Here is a 15,007-nt window from a genome sequence, read left to right on the forward strand (position 1 = left end):
CGTTCACCTCTTTTAAGGTAAATCACCTATACCAAACGATTGCTAAAATTTTTGATCACAATCAGAATAATAGCTAGAGACAGCTAAAGGTACTAAAAGGTACTAAAGGTTAATCGAGGATCATATGACGACGTTATCTACTTTAAAAAAGTTTAAAAAAGACGGCACCAAGTTCACTTGCTTAACGTGCTATGACTCGATGTTCGCACGCATGATGGAAAAAGCAGAGATTGATACCATTTTAATCGGTGATAGCTTGGGCATGGTGGTGCAGGGTCATGATTCTACGTTGCCTGTTACGGTCGATGATATGGCTTATCATACAGCCAATATTGCCCGTAGCAATAAACACGCGCTGATTTTGGCTGACCTACCATTCATGAGCTATGTCACCCTACCAGAAGCGGTTGCCAATAGTCGTCAGCTGATGCAGGCGGGCGCGCATGTGATTAAGATTGAAGGCGGTAGTGAGCTTTGCGATTTAATCACGACTTTGGCGCAAGCAGGGACGCCTACTTGTGTGCATTTAGGATTAACACCGCAATCAGTCAATGTGTTTGGTGGTTATAAAATCCAAGGTCGTGGTGACGAAGCGGCTGATAAATTGCTTGCTGATGCGAAAGCAGTCGTTGCGGCAGGTGCTGCGCTGCTAGTGTTAGAGTGCGTACCTGCTGAGCTTGCAAAAGCAGTGACGGAAGCCGTCGCAGTACCAGTTATTGGGATTGGTGCTGGTGCGGATACGGATGGTCAAGTGTTGGTCATGCATGACATGCTAGGTATGGCACACGGCCGTGTCCCGCGCTTTATTCATGACTTTTTGACCGATGAGCGTAATAGCGCGCACAGTATCGAAGGCGCATTTGCCCTTTACCAGCAGTCAGTACGTGAAGGCAGCTTCCCAACCGAGCAGCACCAGTTTAGCTAACATTTTAGTTTTTACGATTATCAGTAGAAGAATAGTTAACCATGCCAATCATTCATCATCACATCTCCGCATTGCGTACGGCCTTACAGTCTTATCGTGGACAAAAAACTGACAATCAAGATGGCCCACAGCGCATCGCTTTAGTGCCAACGATGGGCAATCTGCATGCCGGTCATCTTGAATTAGTAAAAATAGCCAAGCAATATGCTGATATCGTGGTGGTTAGTATTTTTGTCAACCCTACTCAATTTGGCGCGGGAGAGGATTTTGATAGTTATCCTCGCACGCTTGATGAGGATGTCGCTAAGCTAGCAACGGTCGATACTGATTATGTGTTTGCGCCCAGTATTGACGAGATGTACCCAGTCTTACCGCCACCGACCTCCGTTCTCGCGGGAGCTATTACCACTCAATTATGTGGTCAATCACGCCCTGGGCATTTTGACGGTGTTGGTATTGTCGTCTCTAAACTGTTCAATATTGTACAACCGGATATGGCTATTTTTGGACAAAAAGACTATCAACAATTAGCGATTATTAAGCAATTGGTACGTGATTTAAGTTATCCCATTGAAATTATAGGGGCACCTATTGTCCGCGCTGCAGATGGTTTGGCGCTCTCATCGCGTAACCAATATTTAAGTGCCACTGAACGTGAGGTAGCACCTGTTATCCATCAAGCGCTACAATATTTAGCAAAGCAGTTAGAAAAAGGCGAACAGAGCCAACAAGCTGTTCAGTCGTTGCTAGCAGAAACGCATCAGTATATTACGGATGCTGGCTTCATTATTGATTATTTAGACATTAAAACCGATACACTAGAGTCACTCACTAATAATACTGTAACTTTTAATGCAGAAAATAAGAGTTTGATGATTTTAGTCGCTGCTTGGCTAGGACGTGCACGTTTGTTAGACAATCAATTGGTGACGGTGGATCAATCGTTGTGACATAGTAATTTGCAGGATGCAATGGACTAGAATGGGTGAATCATGGATGTGAGTCAGGGTGAAAATAACAGTCAATCTGAGCAGGCAGCGTGTAAAATAGCAACCGATAAGCTCAGTATCCTAGTGGTATCAGGGCGTTCAGGCTCAGGTAAAACCTCAGTATTAAATATCTTAGAAGATTTAGGATATTATTCTATTGATAACTTACCGTTATCCTTATTGCCGGATGCTGCGCATAAATTGGTCAATGAAAGTGGGATTCGTCGTATTGCGCTTGGTGTTGATATTCGAACACCGCGAGCGGATCTATCCAACTTTGCAGAGATGCATGCATCCCTAAAAAAAACATACGGGGCGCATGCGGTCAAAGTGGTGTATGTGACCGCGCAAGAAAGCACTTTGATAGCACGTTTTAATGCGACACGCCGCGTACATCCGCTGATGTCGCAGGATATCGATAGTGATAATGCTAAGCATATTGCTTTTAATCTACCTGCCGCGATTAAAAAAGAAGTGGAGCTGTTAGAGCCTATCGCAGGTCATGCCGATATCAGAATTGATACCAGCAATTTGAATATTCATCAATTGAAAGACAGCTTGCGTGAACATGTCGGCGTGGACAATCAGATTGTGATTAATCTGCTGTCTTTTGGCTTTAAATATGGCAGTCCTATTGATGCAGATTTTGTCTTTGATGTAAGAATTTTACCGAATCCGCATTGGAACCCTGAATTGCGTACTTCGACAGGTCTAGACACGGAAGTTGCTGCATTCTTTGCCGACTATCCAGAAGTGGCTGAGATGACAGATGATATAGATAAGTTTTTAACCCGTTGGTTGCCCGAATTTTTACACAATAATCGCCATACAGTGACAGTGGCTATTGGCTGTACTGGTGGTAAGCATCGTTCAGTATTCATCACCGATAATTTACAACGTCGTCTTGCCGATGTTATGCCGCAAAGTATAAAAGTGCTGGCGAAACATCGTGAAAAAAATCGTTGGTAGTTATTGGTAAACACTGGGGCATATCTTCATTTTTATTACTATTCTTAAAATGAGGACATGCCCCTGTTAATTTTATTATTTATTATTTTGGAAAGCTTTTATGATTGACTGGAAAGAACAGGATATGCGCGTCTCGCGCACTGAACTCAAAAAGGCCCATGAGCGCTTGCAGAAGTTGTCGATACCACTTGCCAGCTTATCGAAAAAGCAACTCAAAAATCTGCCAGCCAGTGACTATTTTATGGCAGAACTCATGGCATTGGCCGATATCACCAGCGCTAATGCTCGTATTCGCCAAACCAAGCGCGTTGGTAAGCTGATTAGTGAAGAAAACCGCCACGAATTGGTAAAAGCATTATTTGATGCGTTTTTCCCTAAAGAGCAGGTCTCAAAAATAGAAAGTTGGTTTGAGCGTTTAAATATTAATGATGAAGGGACGCTTAAGCAGTTCGTTAAACAATACCAAGCATCTGAACAAAATAGTATGTATCAATTACTGTTATGGATTGAGTACGCCAAACATACCCAAGATGATGAGCTGATGGCAGAGTCTAAAGCAGATTTAGCCAGTTATATTCGTGAAGTCACTATTTTGTCGCAATTGAAAAAAGAAAAGTAATAAGATGATAGTGGCTAAATAACTTTGACCACTATTTATACAATATCTCCACTTATAAATTAATTTAGTCTGCAAATAAAAAAAGCCAATCATCAAGTGATTGCTTTTTTATGGGTAAGAGCATTTAGGTACAAATGACACTTATAGATAAATGCTAGTCCCTAATTTATAACGGTACTTAATTTATATTAGTACTTAACTTATTTCTTTTCAGCACGTACTTTGTCAACCAAATAGTCAACGACTTTAGGTACAGTAGCACTTTCACCAGTTACAACGTATTTGCCTTGCACGACGACTGCTGGCACACCAGAGAGCTGATAACGCTTAGCGCCTGCTTGTGAACGACCAATTTTCGTACCAACGGCGAATGAATTATAAAGGCTATTGAATTTCTTCTCATTAACGCCTTTCGATGCATACCATTTGCTTAATGATGATTGGTCAAAGATTTTCTTACCATCTTTGTGAATGGCATCAAATAGCGCATCATGAGTCTTGTCTTCAAACCCTAGCAGCTGAGCGGCATAGAAACCACGAGCGTTGGCTTCCCAGACAGGGTTAAGCGCTGCTGGCGTTTTGAAAAAGGCAACGTCTTTGTCTTTGTTTTTAGCCCATTTTTCCATATGTGGGTTAAGAACGTTACAATGCGGGCAACCATACCAAAAAAACTCACGAACAATGATAGCATCACCGCTGATTTTTTCTGGATTGTCTAGCACGCGATAGTCTTTTCCGGCGACATAGTCGGCAGCTTGTGCGCCCATAGTGGCAAGTCCAATGGCCATGGCCAGACCAGTCAGTGTGATGACACGTTTCATACTTTATCCTTGAGGTGTGAAAACTTAGGGTTTGTTGAAATGTTTTAGTATCGTATGGTTTTGGGTATAGCGCACAGGTTTTTAAAGTGCCCAAACGAGACAGCGTCGAGTATAATCGAACTATAGTGACGTATCGACTATAATAACGTAAAACATAGTTGCTTGTGAATCCGATTCTTAACTAATGGTTGTAAAGCTGTGAGCCATTATTTAAGGCTTATTTCACCGCGTTTTTTGGAATTTTTTAGCATTTTATTATTTAGATTTTAAGCTGTTTGAGGCATCTATCATCTAAAAAACGGTACAGAAAGTATGAACGTTTGCTAAGAGCATTCACAATCGGTGACGATGTACTCACGACAAAGCTGCCGCTCTCATGCTAATATTAGGTACATAATTGTGCACTGTATATGATTATAACGATAATGACAATAAAGGAAAAATGCAATGAGCTCAGCTCCATCTTCCTCGCCTTCTTTGAATGAGCAAGCAAACAGCAGTCTTGATGATACAACGCCTACCGCCATTAATGTAGATCCTAGCGAAGTCGACAAGTTTAATAAGTTGGCAAGCGAATGGTGGAGTAAGACGGGTGCATTTGCGACTTTGCATGAAATAAATCCACTGCGTTTAAATTGGATAGAAGAAAACGTCAAGTGCAGTTATCAAAATGACAGTGCTGATACGGACATTCATAAAACGGCTGAAACCGGCTTGGCTGGAAAAAAAGTGCTCGATGTCGGCTGTGGCGGCGGTATCTTGTCAGAGTCTATGGCACGTCGCGGTGCGGATGTGACAGGGATTGATTTGGGTACCGAAAATCTAAAAGCGGCAGCGCTGCATGCAGAGCAAAGCGCTTTACATGAGACGTTGCGTTATCAGCATATCCCAGTAGAAGAATTGGCCAAAACTCATGCAGGTCAGTTCGATGTGGTGACTTGCATGGAGATGCTCGAACATGTGCCTGATCCCAGCTCGATTGTGCAGGCGTGTTTTGAGCTATTGGCACCAGGCGGTGTTTGCGTGCTATCGACGATCAATCGAAACCCTAAATCATACCTATTTGCCATCGTTGGGGCAGAATATGTATTGCGCTTGCTCGATCGCGGCACTCATGACTACGCCAAATTTATCACGCCAGCCGAATTAGATAAAATGGCAATTGATGCTGGATTCACACGTCAAGATATCATTGGCTTGCATTATAATCCGCTGACCAAGCGTTATTGGCTGGCTCAAAATGTCGATGTCAATTACATGATGGCAGTACATAAGCCACTGGCTTAAGCTGAATGCCGTATTTGGTTGTTTTCATGCCATACTATTTCACTCAACACCTTATCTATATTAAGAGCATTCACTATGAGCCAATTTGTAAAAGCGGTTTTATTTGATCTCGATGGGACATTAATCGATACGGCTGCTGATTTTGTCCGTATTATCGGTAAAATGAGCCGCCAAAATGATTGGCAAGCACCCCCTGAAACAGAAATTCGCGAGCAAGTTTCTGCTGGTGCCTCAGCGATGGTACAGTTGATGCTACGTCATAACGATCAAATTGAGGTTAGCGAAAAAGCTTTACAGGAGTTTCGCCAACAGTTTTTAGATGATTATGAAGCTGAGATATGCGTCGATAGTTGTGTGTTCGCTGAATTAGAAGACGTGTTGACTGCTCTTGAAGAAAAAGGGGTGCCATGGGGTATTGTGACCAACAAGCCGCGTTATTTGGCAGAGAAGTTACTAGACAAGATGCAGTTAGACGGGCGCTGTTCTGCTTTGGTCTGTCCTGATGATGTGTCTCGCTCAAAACCTGACCCAGAGCCTATGTATGCGGCGTTAGAGAAGCTTGGTATCCCTCGCGGCGCCGCTGAAAGCGTTATTTATGTTGGCGATCATATCCGTGATATCGAAGCTGGTAATGCCGCTGGCATGCCGACGATTCTAGCTGCCTACGGTTATATCCCGCCTGAAGATCAAAAAAACCTAAAGAAATGGGGCGCAGATTATATTACTGATACGCCTGAGCAATTAAATAAACTGTTGCTCTCATCTGGTAAATTTGACTATTTATAAATCAAATTATAAATCGAGTCCGCCACACTCTATGTTTTTAAAGAAATACGATAAATACTTAGCATCCCAACTATTAAACGATAAGCAGTGAGCAATGCCATGAGTGACAATATTAACCAGTCAGCTAGTCAGCAAGACCACCAAAAAACCGTTCAAAGTCTAACTCAACCTTTAACTCATAACGATATTCGCAACTTTGTACCATCTGATAATTGTTTAGACGGTAAGACTATTTTGGTCACAGGTGCAGGTGATGGTATCGGCCGCGTTGCCGCGCTGACTTATGCTCGCTATGGAGCGACAGTCCTGTTATTGGGACGTACCAGCAGCAAGCTTGAATATGTTTATGATGAGATTGAAAGTCTTGGCGGCAAACAGCCTGCCATGCTACCGATGAATCTAGAAGGGGCAGCCTATGCTGAGATGCAGCAGTTAGAGGGGTTGATTAATAAAGAAGTCGGTCAGCTCGATGGTATCTTGCACAATGCGGGCATGCTTGGGCAGCTAACCCCACTTGAGATGTATGACGTCGATACTTTTGCACAAGTTATGAAGGTGAACTTTACCTCGACGTTTATGCTCACCCAAGCACTGCTACCACTACTTAAAGATGCTGAGAATGGTTCTATTGTTTTCACCTCTAGCACGGTCGGTACACATCCTCGCGCGTTCTGGGGTGCTTATGCGCTGTCCAAGCAAGCCGTAGAAGGTATGAGTGATATCTTTACCCAAGAGACGCAGAATACGACTAATTTACGTTTTAACTGTGTCAATCCTGGTGGCACTCGTACCAATATGCGCGCCCATGCTTATCCAGGAGAGAGTCCTATGAGCTTAAAAACGCCTGAAGATATCATGGCAGGCTATGTTTGTCTGATGAGTGATGCCAGTATCGGGGTACGCGGGCAAGTGGTCGAGCTACAGCCAAAAGATTAGTCATGTGATTTTTTGCTAGGAAATGTCATTACTTAGCGCATTTATTCGCATACTTTCAGATTGAGGCATGCTCTAGTAGGTTGCAATTAATTATAAACAACCCCATCTATTTGTTATTAAAGCGATTTGTAATATCTGATTATCGTAAATAGGATGAAGTTATGGCAGGTGGTTGGTCAAGAGATGGTGCTGAGCATGAGCAAATGGATGCAACGGTAAATGATGCATTAGAGCGGGCAAGACGTGCGTTGCCAACTGGCATCAGTGCCGAGATGTGTGATGAATGCGGCAAGCCTATTCCAGAAGCACGGCGGTTAGCAGTGCCTGGTATTCAGCATTGCGTCAGCTGTCAGACAGAACTTGAACAAGAGGCGAGAGCCGCTGAGTTGTTCAACCGGCGAGGTAGTAAAGACAGTCAATTACGTTAAAAAAGAAAAAGGGCAGATATTGCTATATCGAACAGCAATGTCTGCCCTTTTTTGTCTATTACTATATAACCAGTGCCATTAGTTTACGGTCGCAGGTATCCCAATCGATAGAAGGTAGCGTCTCTATAGAAGATAAAAATGCTGTCCTATCTTGTTCTTCTGAGCGGTCGCTTTCTACCGCTGTATCGTTGTCGTTATTAGCATTTGCCTCCAACTGTAATATAATCTCTAGCCGACTATCAACTTGTGCGCTGACCGTACTGGTGGTTAAGCTGTCAGGGGTAAAATTGATTTGTAGCCAGCCATCAGACGTATGCACCACACCTTTGATACGTTGCCAGTTCGGTAGCGTTAATAACCAGCTCTGTAACTCATCCGCTTTTAATATGTAGTGCGCTGGCAGTCGCCAACCCGCCAACTGTAACTCTTGCTGTTTTTCATGATAACGATAAGGTAGCTCAATATCTGTGTCGGTCTGCGCATTATCTTTGTTTGTAAAAGCGTCGGATGGCAAGGTGGTCGATATCGATAGGGCCTTACTCTGCGGTTGCAAGCTAGTAGTCGATTTTTGAGGGTGAACAATATTGACTGTGCGTTGTTTCGAGATAACCTGACTGGGCTTGGTTAGCTGCGTTTTCAACTCTGACACGCTTGATTCTGATAAAAGAATATTGGATGAGTCATTTGTATCATGAGATATCTGCTCAGATGCTGCCCAAATAATTTTTACCTGTGCATTGAGCTTGGCTATCCATTGTTGCAGTGCTTGTTTTTCGCTATCGCTTAATTGAGCATAGCGATTAATGACTAACACATCGGCATCACGGACATGCGCTTGAAAACCGTCATGATGACGGTATTTATCTTGCTGCCATTGCACGCCACTCAGTACCGTTATTACTGCTTGCATATTGAGCGCTGTTTGCCAATGCGGTGCACTGAGCTGCATGATAAGCTCACGTGGATGAGCAAGCCCTGTGGGTTCGATGAGCAACCGCTGTGGATGATGCTCACTAAGTAGCCGACTGATAGCAATTTGTAATGGCAGCTGACTGGTACAACAAATACAGCCACCACTGACTTCGCGTATCGCAATATTATCTTGCTCAGGCTTACTCTCTTGCGCGCTTGCCAGCAGCGCACCATCAATACCGATACGACCAAATTCATTGATCAGCAATGCCCAGCGCTCATCGGCAGGTTTGATAGCAAGCAGCTGATTAATCACTGTGGTCTTACCAGCACCCAAAAACCCTGTCACCAAGGTGCAGGGTATGTTTTGAAAAATAATAGGTTTTTTCACAGAGACACTCATCATATAGCAGTATTTGTGAGTAATCAAACACGGCCTATATTAAATGGAAATGATATTAGCGTGTGTCCTCAATTCAATCGATAATCGAAATTTTCAAAATGAGGACACACTTAGTCAACAGTTAATCACTTTTAACGGTTTCTACTTCGGCTTCGTCAGGAACGAATACGTAGCCTACACCCCAAACGGTTTGGATGTAACGCGCTTGTGAAGGGTTGTCTTCAATCAAACGACGCAAACGTGATACCTGTACGTCGATAGAACGCTCCATCGCACCCCATTCACGACCACGCGCAAGGTTCATCAATTTATCACGTGTCAACGGCTCACGTGGATGCTGCACCAGTGCTTTTAGCACCGAAAACTCACCTGTCGTTAAAGTAACAACATTGCCGTCACGTTTAAGCGTACGTGTCGATAAATCAAGCGTCCAAGGTCCAAACTCAACCACTTCAAGCTGATGGCTTGGTGCGCCAGGCAGCTCGCGATTTTGACGACGTAATACCGCTTTAATACGAGCCAACAGCTCTTTGGGGTTAAAGGGTTTTGGCAGATAATCATCTGCACCCGCTTCTAGACCAGCGATACGATCGGCATCCCCACCTTTGGCTGTCAGCATAATGATAGGAATGTCACCATTGTCTTCGCGTAGACGCTTACAGATACTGATGCCGTCTTCGCCTGGTAGCATCAAATCGAGTACCACCAACGAGAAAAGCTCACGCTGCAACAGTTTGTCCATTTGACTACCATCATGAGCGGTACGAACGACAAAACCGTCGTCTTCTAGAAAGCGCTGTAATAAAGAGCGCAAGCGTGCATCGTCATCAACGACTAAAATTCGTTGAGTTAAGGTATCAGGGCTGTTATTTTCAGACATACAGGCATCCTCTTATAAAAATTATTATTAGTAGAAATTATCGTTAACAGTCAAGGCTAAAGGTTATATAGTTAAAATGATATAAAGAAAATACGGTGTCAGGTTCGTTGAGTCTACTATTTATAGTATTTTAACGTGCTGTCCTCATCGCTAAATTATCTTGAATCGACTATACAAAAAAACTGTCTTTATTCAATGAGTGGTCAAAAGTAAAGGTCCGTCTCAATCCATCATAAATTTGAATACTATTGTTCAATGCGTCAGCGCGTACCAATATTTGCGCCTTGGATACTTTAGTGTATAAGATTGCACCACTAATTGCATCACCCATCAGGACAAATGCTGTATGCGTTTGTTTAACAAAGCGACAGAACCTATGATATGAGACGATTTTCGCCGTAAAACCAGCGATAAATAACGAAAAGATAAAAAGGATTTTTATTCATGCAGCTTTTGCTATAATGCAAAACTACATTTCTCAACGATTGATACGTCTATGAGTAGCACTGATACCTTAACGCCATCTCAAACCTCGACAAATGCACAGGTTTTGGATGCAACCACACACGCGAATATTCACGACAAGCTTGCTCGCGCGCTTGGCATTAAGACTGCTCAAGTCAATGCGTTTGTCAAACTTTACGATGAAGGCGCGACCGTTCCATTTATTGCCCGTTACCGTAAAGAAAAGACGCAGAATCTTGACGATGCGCAATTGCGAGCTTTAGAGAAGTCGCTCAATTATGAGCGCGATATAGCAACCCGTCGCCTCAAAATTACTGAGCTGCTCAGCACGCAGGGTAATTTAACTGACGAGCTGCAGACGCGTATTGATAATGCGACGTCTAAACTTGAGCTTGAAGATATTTACTTGCCATACCGCCCGCGTCGCCGCTCTCCTGCCGCCAAAGCACGTGCTGCTGGTCTTGATGTGGCAGCGCAAGCCGTCTTGATGCAAGAAGTCACGCCAACTGACGCATTAGCAGACTATCAAGTGCAATCTAGCATTACCGATGATAGTGGTAATGAGATTGAGGTTGATTTTAGCGATATCACCAAGCAATTGGCTGGTGTACAAGCCATCATCGTTGATGAATGGACGCAGGCATTGGGTTTACTAGACAATTTGCGCAGTGGCTTTGCCAAGACGGCGAGTATCGTATCTGCCGTTGCCAGTGAGGAAAAACGCGAAGTCGGCGAGAAATTCAAAGATTACTTCGAGCATAGCGAAAGCCTTGCGCGTCTGCCGAATCATCGTTTATTAGCGATGCTACGTGGTCGTCAAGAAAACGTCTTAGGACTTAAAATCGAAGGCGAAGACGCACCCTTTATCGAAAAAATCATCAAGCATTTTGAGCTTGATACAAAAGCTCCAGCCGAGCGTCAAGAGTTTTTGACAGAAGCGGCGACGAGTTTGTGGAAAGACAAATGGCGTCCGCATATTGAACACCGTTTATTGACAGAAAAACGTCTGACTGCTGAAGCAGATGCGATTGACGTGTTTGCCAATAATTTACAGCACTTATTAATGTCAGCGCCTGCCGGTCGCAAAGTAATTTTAGGCGTTGATCCTGGCATTCGTCATGGCGTAAAAATGGCCATCGTCGATGCTCAAGGTCACGTCATGTTAGATAGCGAAGACAAGCCTGTCGTCGCAACCGTTTATCCATTTGCCCCTGATAATAAAATGGATGAAGCCAAAAAAGTCATCGATGAATTATTAAGCACTTACAACGTTGATTTGGTGGCTATCGGTAATGGTACGGCGAGCCGCGAAACAGATGCGATGATTAAAGAAATTTTGGCTGCCAACTCTGAATTACAAGCCAAATCAGTTATCGTCAATGAGTCAGGTGCGTCTGTTTATTCAGCCAGTGAGCTTGCCACTGATGAGCTTGGTAATTTAGACGTTTCTGTACGCGGTGCGGTTTCTATCGCCCGTCGCTTGCAAGACCCTTTATCAGAATTGGTCAAGGTTGATCCAAAAGCCATTGGCGTTGGTCAATATCAGCATGATGTCAACCAAACGCAATTGGCAGATAGTCTTGATAAAGTCACGCAAGATAGCGTAAATGCGGTTGGCGTTGATGTAAATACTGCAAGCCCTGCTATCTTGGCACATATCGCTGGTTTGAATAAAAACGTCGCGCAGCAAATCGTGACCTATCGTAAAGAGCATGGTGCTTTTGAAAGTCGTGAATCATTAAAAAACGTTCCACGCTTAGGCGCTAAGACCTTTGAACAAGCAGCAGGCTTCTTGCGTATCCATGGTGGTAGTAATCCCCTTGATGCCACTGGTGTGCATCCAGAAAGCTATGCGCTGGTCGATAGCTTATTGGCACAAACTGGTAAAGCATTGCCAGAAGTCATCGGTAATGACGGCATATTAAATACGATAGATACCACTGCACTGGCTGCTAATGATGACAATATTAGTGTAACTGCTATCATCGATGAGCTAGCCAAACCAGCACGCGACCCACGTCCTGAGTTTAAGACTGCTAACTTCCGTGAAGACGTTAACAGTATTAAAGACTTAGTAGAAGGTATGCAGCTTGAAGGCGTGGTGACCAATGTGACAGCCTTCGGTTGTTTCGTTGATGTTGGCGTCCATCAGGATGGTTTGGTACATATCTCACAAATGGCCAATGACTTTGTCGCTGACCCGATGAACCGGGTTAAGCCAGGTGATATCGTTTCGGTACGTGTCATCTCTATCGATGAAAAACGTGGTCGTATTGGCTTTAGTATGAAGCCAGAATCTGAAAAGCCTGCGCGCCCAGCAGCGAAATCGGCTGAAAGTACTGGTAATGATGAGAAAGTCAGTCGTCCACGTAGCGATCATGCAAATAGCAAACGCCCAAACAGTAGCCGTCCAGCGCTGATAAGCGCCCGTCGAAATCTCGCGGTAATCGTCAGGATAAAGACCATGCTAATAATGATCGTAGCAAAGCGCCAAGCTGATAAAGCAGAAGCACCTAGCAAAATGGGTACGTTTGGGGCGCTGTTACAGGAAGCTGGTGTGACTAAAACCAAAAAATAGTTAATGTTAATAGTGATAAAAAAGGCAGCCATTAGGCTGCCTTTTTTATGGAATGTATCTAAAGATAGAAATTGTTAATGAACACTGATAACTGCTCAAACCTAACTCGCTGAATAACCTCTTTTCAATGATTTCAGCTAACAGCGGGATTTGTATCGTATTCTATAATTCTTCTGTGGCTTCTTCAGCTTCTTGTAATTCTTCTTGTGTGTCTAACGAGTCTTCTTCTTGCATCGCTTCTTCAGAATCTTGAATCACCTCTTGTTCGGCAGCCATTGCTTCTTGCTCCGCTTGAAGCTCAGTAGTCATCGGCTGTTGCTCAGCACTGTTGTTAACGTTTGCTCTTGAGATAATCTGTGTCTCACTAATCTGAAATGGGCTAGATTGATTGTCTGCTGAGGCATTATTTGTATTGTCACCTTCCATCTCAAGTGTGGTGGCGGTAGCCGCTGCTTGCACATCTACTGCCGCAGTATCAGCAGGTGCTGCCATCGCCAAACTTGGGATAGTGAGCGCAGCGCCAATCAGTAGCGATAAAGATAGAGTACTTTTTTTCATTAATCAATTCCTTAATTTACAATCTTATAATGTCAGTTTAAAGAATTTCAAACTTGACGCTTATGTTGCTAACTGCTGTATATAGCCGTTGCATATTACACATTCATTTAGTAATTCAAATATATATATTTAATATATCTAACATTTGATTAGTAGACAAAATAAAATCATGATAACCATTAAGAGACTATCATGATGGATTTGGATAAAGAGCTTTATAAGCTGACCTAAATCAGTGATAAAAATCTAAAGGGGAGAATACCAATTAAACAAGCGTTAGTTCAGTAGTCCATAGATTAAAATTCTAACAGACGGATGTTAGCAGGTGACTTTGTGCAACTATTGTATGGTTATTGTCAGATAGGAAAGTAGCATTATTTTCTACTTTCCCATCTCTAATTTTCCTATCTCTAATTCTTACACCAATGATGTCTCAACGAATTTTGTTCGTTTATATTTCATTAAAGTCTTATTCAATAACAATATACTTGCCAGTGTTTGGATCAACGACGCGTTGTTGAGTACTGCTATTAGGAACACGAATGACTGGGAAAGTTTGATTAATTTCAGTGTTGTCGATGACATCCGCATCTGCTTCTTCACCAACGATTACAGTACGATTAGCCTCGTCTTCGATAGCAATGGCTGTACCTGACGCTGTGTTTACTCGCTTGATTTGATCTTTTGGTACGATGATGACTTCTTTGACACTATATTTAGTAGGGCGGATAACACGTGTGGTTTCAACGATGACAGGCTCTACACGGCGATCTTCGATAATCGCGAGTTGTGCTTCTGGTGCTGTAGCTTCTTTTGTTTCGCTCATAATAGGCGTTGGAAACTTGGCACCGAAGTGGTTATCACACTGCTGCATGCTTAAACGTACTGGATTGCCAGCCTTGTCCATATAAACGTTGACAGGCATATCAGCGGCGATAGGGACGTATTTCCCAACCAATGCACCCGAAACACCATAGCGACCATTTGACTGCCCAACTCCTAAATCACAAGCACCTGCTGAGTAATCACTGGCTGTTAAGTTGTTTGCATTGACCACTGTTTGAGGAATCATTACTTCAGACAAACGCATTTTTTTGACAGTCGCTTCACCTGCTTGGCGCTTTGGGTTTTGATAAGTATAAGGGGTATAAAATTTGGCCGAACCATCTTTGACAGCGGTGACACACTCCTCATAACTGTCATAGCCAACATTGCCGTGGCTATCGGTAGTCATAGCGGCGTTAGCAGAGCTTGCAAACATAGCAAGACTGGATATCATCACGGCAGCGGTTAAAACATTCATTTTCATTATTATTTCCTTTTAATTGGATGAGGGTCTATTGGTTTATTCCAAATTTATGATAAACAAGTAAAAATTAATTTTTATTAATATGATTTTTATTGCACTAGAAAATTACTCTGACGCGTTTAAAGTCTAAATGAAATTTTAA

At 43.1% G+C, this 15,007-nt stretch carries 14 protein-coding genes; 9 read left to right on the forward strand and 5 right to left on the reverse strand.

Going from position 1 to position 15,007, the window contains the following annotated elements; all coding sequences use genetic code 11:
- The first annotated feature begins 124 nt into the window (after positions 1–124).
- The 4 genes from panB (at position 125) to yjgA (ending at position 3,502) form a co-directional block, all read left to right on the forward strand.
- Positions 125–925, forward strand: coding sequence for a 3-methyl-2-oxobutanoate hydroxymethyltransferase (gene panB / locus TT12_RS12800; protein WP_045455436.1), 801 nt, complete (start codon positions 125–127; stop codon positions 923–925).
- A gap of 41 nt (positions 926–966) precedes the next feature.
- Entirely contained in the window at positions 967–1,875 is a 909-nt protein-coding gene (gene panC / locus TT12_RS12805; protein ID WP_045455438.1) for a pantoate--beta-alanine ligase, read from the forward strand.
- A 42-nt stretch (positions 1,876–1,917) separates the two neighbouring features.
- The gene (gene rapZ, locus TT12_RS12810; RefSeq protein ID WP_083475611.1) at positions 1,918–2,883 is read left to right on the forward strand and encodes an RNase adapter RapZ; all 966 of its coding nucleotides are present in this window, start codon (positions 1,918–1,920) and stop codon (positions 2,881–2,883) included.
- A gap of 100 nt (positions 2,884–2,983) precedes the next feature.
- A complete protein-coding gene (gene yjgA / locus TT12_RS12815; protein WP_045443152.1) occupies positions 2,984–3,502 on the forward strand; it encodes a ribosome biogenesis factor YjgA in 519 nt (172 codons plus the stop codon).
- Positions 3,503–3,702: 200 nt separating this feature from the next.
- Here yjgA and TT12_RS12820 read toward each other — a convergent pair whose 3' ends face one another.
- Complete coding sequence (locus TT12_RS12820; RefSeq protein ID WP_045443155.1) at positions 3,703–4,323, reverse strand: thiol:disulfide interchange protein DsbA/DsbL; 621 nt, start codon at positions 4,321–4,323, stop codon at positions 3,703–3,705.
- A 447-nt stretch (positions 4,324–4,770) separates the two neighbouring features.
- Here TT12_RS12820 and ubiG point away from each other — a divergent pair, with 447 nt between their 5' ends.
- From ubiG to TT12_RS12840, 4 genes are all read left to right on the forward strand, one after another.
- A complete protein-coding gene (gene ubiG, locus TT12_RS12825) occupies positions 4,771–5,610 on the forward strand; it encodes a bifunctional 2-polyprenyl-6-hydroxyphenol methylase/3-demethylubiquinol 3-O-methyltransferase UbiG (protein WP_045455439.1) in 840 nt (279 codons plus the stop codon).
- A 75-nt stretch (positions 5,611–5,685) separates the two neighbouring features.
- Positions 5,686–6,396, forward strand: coding sequence for an HAD family hydrolase (locus TT12_RS12830; RefSeq protein ID WP_045455441.1), 711 nt, complete (start codon positions 5,686–5,688; stop codon positions 6,394–6,396).
- 99 nt (positions 6,397–6,495) lie between these two features.
- On the forward strand, positions 6,496–7,332 hold the full coding sequence (locus tag TT12_RS12835) for a YciK family oxidoreductase (RefSeq protein ID WP_045455462.1): 837 nt from the start codon (positions 6,496–6,498) through the stop codon (positions 7,330–7,332).
- A gap of 161 nt (positions 7,333–7,493) precedes the next feature.
- On the forward strand, positions 7,494–7,760 hold the full coding sequence (locus TT12_RS12840) for a DksA/TraR family C4-type zinc finger protein (RefSeq protein WP_045443167.1): 267 nt from the start codon (positions 7,494–7,496) through the stop codon (positions 7,758–7,760).
- A 61-nt stretch (positions 7,761–7,821) separates the two neighbouring features.
- On the opposite strand, the gene TT12_RS12845 is transcribed toward TT12_RS12840, so the two are convergent.
- Both TT12_RS12845 and ompR read right to left on the reverse strand, forming a co-directional pair.
- The gene (locus TT12_RS12845) at positions 7,822–9,075 is read right to left on the reverse strand and encodes a CobW family GTP-binding protein (RefSeq protein WP_201606024.1); all 1,254 of its coding nucleotides are present in this window, start codon (positions 9,073–9,075) and stop codon (positions 7,822–7,824) included.
- Between the two features lie 121 nt (positions 9,076–9,196).
- Positions 9,197–9,955 (reverse strand): osmolarity response regulator transcription factor OmpR, encoded by a 759-nt coding sequence (gene ompR / locus TT12_RS12850; protein ID WP_045455445.1) that lies wholly within the window; start codon positions 9,953–9,955, stop codon positions 9,197–9,199.
- A gap of 496 nt (positions 9,956–10,451) precedes the next feature.
- On the opposite strand from ompR, the gene TT12_RS12855 reads away from it, so the two are divergent.
- Positions 10,452–12,998, forward strand: coding sequence for a Tex family protein (locus TT12_RS12855; RefSeq protein ID WP_045455447.1), 2,547 nt, complete (start codon positions 10,452–10,454; stop codon positions 12,996–12,998).
- 162 nt (positions 12,999–13,160) lie between these two features.
- On the opposite strand, the gene TT12_RS12860 is transcribed toward TT12_RS12855, so the two are convergent.
- Both TT12_RS12860 and TT12_RS12865 read right to left on the reverse strand, forming a co-directional pair.
- Positions 13,161–13,556 (reverse strand): hypothetical protein, encoded by a 396-nt coding sequence (locus TT12_RS12860; RefSeq protein WP_045455449.1) that lies wholly within the window; start codon positions 13,554–13,556, stop codon positions 13,161–13,163.
- 469 nt (positions 13,557–14,025) lie between these two features.
- Positions 14,026–14,865, reverse strand: coding sequence for a hypothetical protein (locus TT12_RS12865; RefSeq protein WP_045455451.1), 840 nt, complete (start codon positions 14,863–14,865; stop codon positions 14,026–14,028).
- Between the last annotated feature and the right edge of the window lie 142 nt (positions 14,866–15,007).

This window comes from Psychrobacter sp. JCM 18903 (assembly GCF_000586475.1).
In the GTDB taxonomy this organism is placed as follows: domain Bacteria; phylum Pseudomonadota; class Gammaproteobacteria; order Pseudomonadales; family Moraxellaceae; genus Psychrobacter.